A 6,000-nucleotide genomic window follows, 5' to 3' on the forward strand; every position below is an offset into this window, starting at 1 on the left:
CATTGCTTGTTATTGTTCTTGTACTGAATACATAGCAGGTGCCGTGCCAACTTTTGCAAAGCCCAATGAAACAAGGGGTTGGCTGGGTGTCGATGGTTTTTCATGGCCCAAAAAAACCGGGGCTTCGTTACCGTAAGCCCCGGTTTTTGTTACGTGAAAGTTAACGGGTAACAGTTTTTTCACATCGTTACCTGTAACGCACGCCCCTGGCGACGCCGATCAGCTCTCGCTGGCCACACCCGTCTTGCGCCGCGGAATACCCAGGCGCTGGCGGCGTTCCCACAGGCATTTACGGCTGACCCCCAGTTTGCGCGCCAGCTCTGTCTCGGTCATGTGGTCCTGGTGCTCCAGGACGAAATGCTGGAAGTAGTCTTCCAGGGACAGGTCTTCGGTGGGTTCGTGGCTGGTGGTGTTGGCGCTGCCCTGTTGTGGTGCCAAGCCGATGAAGTCGTCGTCTTCCAGGTCGCTGAGTTCGATGTCGATGCCCAGCAGTTCGGCACTGATTTCCGGGTTTTCGCACAGGATCACCGCGCGTTCCACGGCGTTTTCCAGTTCGCGCACGTTGCCCGGCCAGGAGTAATGGCGGATCGCCTGCTCGGCGTCTGGGGCAAACGTGAGGTCGGTGCGGTTGACCCGCGCGCTCTGGCGCGCCAGGAAGGCGCTGGCGATTTCGTTGACGTCGCTGCCACGCTCGCGCAGGGCGGGCAGTTTCAGGGCAATCACGTGCAGGCGGTAATAGAGGTCTTCGCGGAACTGGCCGACCTTGGCCAGGCTCTTGAGGTCGCGGTGGGTCGCGGCGATCAGGCGCACATCGACCTTTTGCGACTGCACCGAGCCGACGCGGCGGATTTCCCCTTCCTGCAACACGCGTAGCAAGCGGGCCTGGGCTTCGAGGGGCAGTTCGCCGATTTCGTCGAGGAACAGCGTGCCGCCGTCCGCCGCTTCCACCAGGCCCGCGCGCCCGGCGCTGGCGCCGGTGAACGCGCCTTTTTCGTGGCCGAACAGCTCGGACTCGATCAGGCTTTCCGGGATGGCCGCGCAGTTGACCGAAATCATCGGTGCCTTGGCGCGCCGCGACAGGTTGTGCAGGGCACGGGCCACCAGCTCTTTGCCGGTGCCGGACTCGCCCTGGATCAGCACATTGGAGTCGGTGGGCGCGACTTTGCGGATCTTCACGTAGAGGTCCTGCATCGGCGGGCAGGAGCCGATGATGCCGATCTCGCCGTTGCTGTTGTCCGGGCCTGGCTTGTCGCCGCCGGCGGCTGCCTTGCCGGCGGGTTTTTCGCCGCTGGCCTGGGCCGACTGGCGGTCACGCAGGATGCGCGCCACGGCCTGGAGCATTTCGTCATGGTCGAAGGGCTTGGCGATGTAGTCCACCGCGCCCATCTTCATCGAGTCCACCGCCGAGCGCAGGCTGGCATAGCTGGTCATGATGAGCACGGGGGTGCCCTGGCCCAGTTTTATCAGCTCGGTGCCCGGGGCGCCCGGCAGGCGCAGGTCACTGACGATCAGGTCAAAGGTGGGAATGCTGAATCGTTCTTGTGCTTCCTGCACGGAACCCGCCTCGCTGACCTGGTACTGGTTGCGTTCCAGCAGGCGGCGTAGGGCGGAGCGGATAATGGTTTCGTCTTCGACGATCAAAATATGCGGCATTGATTCGATTCTCTCGACGGTCTCAGTTCACAGCGGACGTCGCTTCGACATGACGTGGCAGGGTTACCCGAATACGGGTGCCGCGTTGGCTTTCAAGGTCAGCCGGGCTGTCGATGGTGATTTGTCCATAATGCTCTTCAACGATTGAATAGACCAGAGCAAGGCCCAGACCGGTGCCCTCGCCAGGATCCTTGGTGGTAAAGAAGGGTTCGAACAAACGGTCGACGATGTTCTTGGGAATACCGCTGCCTTCGTCTTCCACGATCAGGTCGACCGTGTGCTCGCTGGCTTCGCTCTTGACCCGCACGGCATTGCCCGGTTGCGAGGCGTCGCGGGCGTTGGACAGCAGGTTGATAAGCACCTGGGCCAGGCGTTGCGGGTCGCCGCAGACCCAATGCTCGGGGTCGCACAGGTTGTAGAACTGCACTTCGAAATTGCGCCGGTTCAGGGCCAGCAGGCCAATGGCGTCTTGGGCCACTTCGGCCAGGCACACCGGTTCGTCGCTGTGCTGGTGGCCACCGGCGTGGGCAAAGCTCATCAGCGACTGCACGATGCGCGAGACGCGCTTGGTCTGTTCGAGGATCTGCCCGCTGATTTCCGTCAGCTCGCTGTCGTCCTCGCGCTCTTCGCGCAGGTTCTGCGCCAGGCAGGCGATGCCGGTGATCGGGTTGCCGATTTCGTGGGCCACCCCCGCCGCGAGCCGGCCGATGCTGGCCAGGCGTTCGGAGTGCACCAGTTTGTCTTCGAGCATCTGCGTGTCGGTGAGGTCTTCGACCAGTAGCACCAGGCCGCTGTTGCCCGGTGCCAGGGGCTCGTCGATGGCGGCTTTGTGCAGGTTCAGCCAACGGGTTTGGCCGTCGAGGGCCAGGTGTTGCTTGTGCAAGTGCTCGTCGGGCAGGTCGATGAAACCTTGCAGCAATTGCCGCCACGGGTCGCTCAGGGTACTCAGGCGCGAACCCACCACGCGCTGGGCGGCGATGCCGGTCAGCTCTTCCATGGCTTTGTTCCACATGAGGATTTCCTGGTCCTTGGCCAGGGAGCAGACGCCCATGGGCAGCTCTTGCAGGGTCTGGCGGTGATAGCGGCGCAGGGCATCGAGTTCGGCGGCCAGGCCGGTGAGGCGCGAGTGGTAGTCCTCTAAACGGCTTTCGATGAAGTGGATGTCTTCAGTGACGTAGTTTTCGCCGCCGGCCTTGTACGGCAGGAAGGTTTCGACCATGTCCTGGGCCACGCTCGGCCCCATCAACCCGGACAGGTTGGCCTCGATGCGGTCGCGCAGGCGCCGCAGTGCATAGGGGCGGCGCTCGTCGAAGGGCAGGTAGAGGTCGCGCAGCGCTTGCTCGACTTCCTTTTGCGCGGCCTTGGCGCCCAACGGCTTGGCCAGTTGGGTGGCGAATTCCTGAGGCGAGGCGGCGTGCAATTCGCGCCGTTGCGGGCGGCGCACGTTGTCCACCGCGCAGGCTTCGGCGGCGCTGGCCTCTTCGGCGCTGGCGTTGGTGAACAGGGAGATCAGGGTGAACATCAGCACGTTGGCCGCCAGGGACGCGATGGCCGCCATATGCCAACTGGTGTCGTCCAGCACGTAGATCATGTTCAGGATGGGTATATAGAAGCCCTGCAAGTTGCCGATCAGCGGCAGCAGCATGGTCACCATCCACACCAGCGTCCCGGCCAGGAGCCCGGCGATGAAACCGCGGCGGTTGGCGGTGGGCCAGTACAGCACCGACAACACCCCCGGCAGGAACTGCAAGGTGGCGACGAAGGCGACGATGCCCAGGTTGGCCAGGTCTTGCTCGGCGCCCAGCATCAGGTAGAAGCCGTAGCCGGCCATGATGATCGCGACGATCAGCGCCCGGCGCGTCCACTTCAGCCAGCGGTAGATATTGCCCTCGGCGGGCGGCTGGTACAGCGGCAGCACCAGGTGGTTGAGGGCCATGCCCGACAGCGCCAGGGTGGTGACGATAATCAGGCCGCTGGCCGCCGACAGCCCGCCGATGTAGGCCAGCAGGGCCAGGGCCTTGCTGTTGGCGGCGATGCCTATCCCTAAGGTGAAGTACTCCGGGTTGGTGGTGGCCCCCAGCTTCAGCCCCGCCCACAGGATCAGCGGCACCGCCAGGCTCATCAGCAGCAAAAACAGCGGCAGGCCCCAGCTTGCGCTCACCAGCGAACGGGGGTTGAGGTTCTCGGTGAAGGTCATGTGGTACATGTGCGGCATCACGATGGCCGAGGCGAAAAACACCAGCAGCAAGGTGCGCCACGGGCCTTCTTGCAACGGCGTGTGCAGGGCGGCGAGGGCGGTCTGGTTTTGCAGCAGCCACAGCTCCAGTTGCTGCGGGCCGTCGAACACGCCGTACAGGGCATAGAGGCCGACGCCGCCGATGGCGATCAACTTGATGACTGACTCAAAGGCAATCGCGAACACCAGGCCTTCGTGTTTTTCCCGGGTGGCGATGTGCCGCGAGCCGAAGAAAATCGTGAACAAAATAATCAGCGCGCAAAAGCTCAGGGCCACGCGGTGTTGCACCGGCTCGCGGGTGAGGATGCCAATGGAGTCGGCCACGGCCTGGATCTGCAAGGCCAACAGCGGCAGCACGCCAATGAGCATGATGAGGGTGGTCAGCGCCCCGGCCCAGGTGCTGCGAAAGCGGAACGCGAACAGGTCGGCCAACGACGACAACTGATAGGTGCGGGTGATTTTCAGGATCGGGTACAGCAGCACCGGCGCCAGCAAAAACGCTCCCGACACCCCCAGGTAACTGGACAGGAAGCCATAGCCGTACTGGTAGGCCAGCCCCACCGTGCCGTAGAACGCCCAGGCACTGGCGTAAACCCCCAGCGACAGGGTGTAGGTCAGCGGGTGGCGGATGATCGAGCGCGGGATCATGCCGCGTTCGCTGATCCAGGCCACACCGAAAAGCACCGCCAGGTACGCGGCGCTAATCAGGATCATCTGGGTCAGGCTAAAGCTCATCGGCATCTTTCTGGCTCTGCAAAATGAAGGTCACGACAATCAGGATCAACCAGAGCAGATAAGGGCGATACCAGGCGCCCGTGGCGTCGATCCACCAATCCATGATGGCCGGGGAGAACAGATAGATCCCCACTACCAGGAGCAGGACCAAACGATAGATGTACATCCTGGCCTCTCTTTCTTATGCGCGTGCCCGAAATCGTGCGGCGATGGTAACGGATGGGCGCCCGGCTGCAAGCACCGTCAACGTAATTGCGCTTCGGGCAGCGCCGGGGTGCGCGGGATCAGTGCGGCGTTCCAGTGCCGTGTGCCCCAGGCCAGTAACTCGCCGGGGCTGGCATCGCCCAGGTCGGTGCCGGGGTTCTGCCCCAGGGCCCGCAGGGCGCGCAGCAGCAAAGGCGTGGCCTGGTCGCGGGTCAGCGGCGGTGAGCGATACGACTTGCCCAGTTTGTGCCCGTCGGGTTGGGTGATGAGTGGCACGTGCAGATAGCGCGGCTGCGCCAGGCCCAGCAGCTCTTGCAGGTATAGCTGGCGCGGGGTGGAGTCCAGCAGGTCGGCGCCGCGCACGATGTCGGTAACCCCTTGCCAGGCGTCGTCCAGCACCACCGCCAGTTGATAGGCGTAGAGCCCGTCGCGGCGGCGGATGATGAAATCCCCGACCTCGCGCCCCAGGTGCTGGCGGAACGGGCCTTGCACGCGGTCCTCAAAGTGGTATTCCAGCTCCGGCACCCGCAGACGGATGGCCGCGCCTTCGCGGGCGTGGCCCAGGTTGCGACACAGGCCAGGGTAGATCCCGGCATAGGGCTCCAATTGCTTGCGCGAACAGGTGCAGGCGTAGGCCAGCCCTTGCTGGAACAGGCGATCGAGCACCTGGGCGTAGGCGTCGTGGCGCTCGCTCTGGCGCACCATCGCGCCGTCCCATTCAAAGCCGTAGCTTTCCAGGGCGTGGAGGATCGCAGCCTGGGCGCCGGGTTCTTCCCGGGGCGGGTCGAGGTCTTCCATGCGCAGCAGCCAGCGCCCGCCCACGCTGCGGGCGTCGAGGTAAGAGGCCAGGGCCGCGACCAGCGAGCCGAAATGGAGGTGGCCGCTGGGCGTGGGGGCGAAACGGCCAATGTACGAGGGGGAATTGATAGCAGTCATGGGCGGCGATATTACGTGGTCTGCCGCCCAAATGGAGCCTGGTGTGCGTGCCGCCGATCAGCGCTCGATCGCCAGCGCCACGCCTTGGCCGCCGCCGATGCACAGGGTGGCCAGGCCCTTTTTGGCGTCGCGCTTGAGCATTTCGTGCAGCAGGCTCACCAGCACGCGGCAGCCCGAAGCGCCAATCGGGTGGCCCAGCGCAATGGCGCCGCCGTTGACGTTGACCTTGGCCGCGT

4 protein-coding genes and 1 pseudogene are annotated in these 6,000 nt (G+C 64.1%); all 5 read right to left on the reverse strand.

From position 1 onward, the window contains the following. Positions 1-219: 219 nt before the first annotated feature. Positions 220-1,653, reverse strand: a complete 1,434-nt coding sequence (locus AC19YR_RS16210; protein WP_095109522.1) for a sigma-54-dependent transcriptional regulator — start codon at positions 1,651-1,653, stop codon at positions 220-222. Positions 1,654-1,675: 22 nt separating this feature from the next. Beyond that, a complete protein-coding gene (locus tag AC19YR_RS16215) occupies positions 1,676-4,630 on the reverse strand; it encodes a sensor histidine kinase (protein WP_176465116.1) in 2,955 nt (984 codons plus the stop codon). Then, positions 4,614-4,790 (reverse strand): hypothetical protein, encoded by a 177-nt coding sequence (locus tag AC19YR_RS16220; RefSeq protein WP_003176118.1) that lies wholly within the window; start codon positions 4,788-4,790, stop codon positions 4,614-4,616. The genes AC19YR_RS16215 and AC19YR_RS16220 overlap by 17 nt, the downstream gene beginning before the upstream one ends. Before the next feature lie 77 nt (positions 4,791-4,867). Next, entirely contained in the window at positions 4,868-5,764 is an 897-nt protein-coding gene (gluQRS, locus tag AC19YR_RS16225; RefSeq protein ID WP_095109520.1) for a tRNA glutamyl-Q(34) synthetase GluQRS, read from the reverse strand. A 57-nt stretch (positions 5,765-5,821) separates the two neighbouring features. Then, a pseudogene (locus AC19YR_RS16230) lies at positions 5,822-6,000 on the reverse strand (acetyl-CoA C-acetyltransferase); the annotation flags it as partial.

The sequence above is a fragment of the Pseudomonas sp. MF08817 genome, assembly GCF_059862705.1.

Bases quoted from the DNA above. Each gene is read 5' to 3' on its own strand.
- AC19YR_RS16210 (WP_095109522.1), bottom strand. From the start codon at position 1,653: ATGCCGCATATTTTGATCGTCGAAGACGAAACCATTATCCGCTCCGCC.
- AC19YR_RS16215 (WP_176465116.1), bottom strand. From the start codon at position 4,630: ATGCCGATGAGCTTTAGCCTGACCCAGATGATCCTGATTAGCGCCGCG.
- AC19YR_RS16220 (WP_003176118.1), bottom strand. From the start codon at position 4,790: ATGTACATCTATCGTTTGGTCCTGCTCCTGGTAGTGGGGATCTATCTG.
- gluQRS (WP_095109520.1), bottom strand. From the start codon at position 5,764: ATGACTGCTATCAATTCCCCCTCGTACATTGGCCGTTTCGCCCCCACG.